The sequence below is a fragment of the Aerococcus agrisoli genome (assembly GCF_003797145.1).
Classification (GTDB): domain Bacteria; phylum Bacillota; class Bacilli; order Lactobacillales; family Aerococcaceae; genus Aerococcus; species Aerococcus agrisoli.
This window is the reverse complement of record NZ_RKMG01000079.1, coordinates 1-1,010: the sequence shown is the minus strand read 5'-3', so window position 1 is coordinate 1,010 and position 1,010 is coordinate 1. Positions and strand designations below refer to the sequence as shown.

1 protein-coding gene is annotated in these 1,010 nt (G+C 46.9%); it reads left to right on the top strand.

What is annotated here, in order from left to right; translation table 11 throughout:
- Positions 1-72 precede the first annotated feature (72 nt).
- The coding region (locus tag EF384_RS09555; protein WP_123781484.1) for an IS30 family transposase at positions 73-1,010 on the top strand (938 nt) is incomplete at its 3' end.

Here is a 1,010-nt window from a genome sequence, read left to right as displayed (position 1 = left end):
AAAAAAAACGCCACGTGAATTCCATGTTATATTGAAGTTACTACAACTCTCAATAGACAAGGATGAATTCAAATGACGCAAACCCATGATAACACAGTTTCACGCAAGGGAAAACATCTTTCCTACTCAGAACGTTGCCAAATCGCTATCTTGAAAAAGGAAGGCTATTCCAACCGTCAGGTTGCCAAAGCGCTGGGACGTGTTCCGCAAACCATAAACAATGAGATTGATCGCGGAACCATCACCCAGTTAAAACGCCAAACGCAAAATGGAAAAGTGTATGACACCTACTATTCTGTTTATGACGCTGATGCAGGACAGGCCTTCTATGAAAAGCAACGACTGAACTGTGGCAGACGCCCCAAATGGGCGAACACAAATGCCTTCATTGATTGGGCAGATGACAAAATGTTAAATGAAAAATGGTCGCCGGACGTCGTGGTCGGATTTGCCAGAAAACACGAGCTGTTCGATTGTGCCATCATTCCTGGCACAACCGCTCTCTATCAATGGATTGACCGCGGAATCATGCGAACAAAGAACATGGACTTGCTTGAAAAACTGTCCCGTAAAATCAAAGCGGTCCTCCCAGGACACCGTCCCAACAAGCGTGTTCTCGGGACGTTAATTGAAGAACGCCCTAAAGAAGTTGAAACACGGGAAACGTTCGGTCATTGGGAAATCGACACGGTAGTGGGAAACAAGACCAAGTCGGATGCCGTGCTGCTGACGCTGGCTGAACGGCAGACACGCTTTGAAGTCATCCTAAAGTTGAACGGGAAGGACACCGAATCGGTGGACCAAGCGGTTCAACAGCTAAGAGAACGGGCTGGCGCTAACTTCGATCAATTATTTAAGACCGTTACATCCGACAATGGATCAGAATTTTCAGGTCTACACGATGCCCTGAAAGATGTAGCTGACGTCTATTTCAGCCATCCTTATGCTTCTTGGGAGCGTGGGACGAGCGAAAACCAGCACAAATTAATTCGCCGTTTCATCCCCAAGGG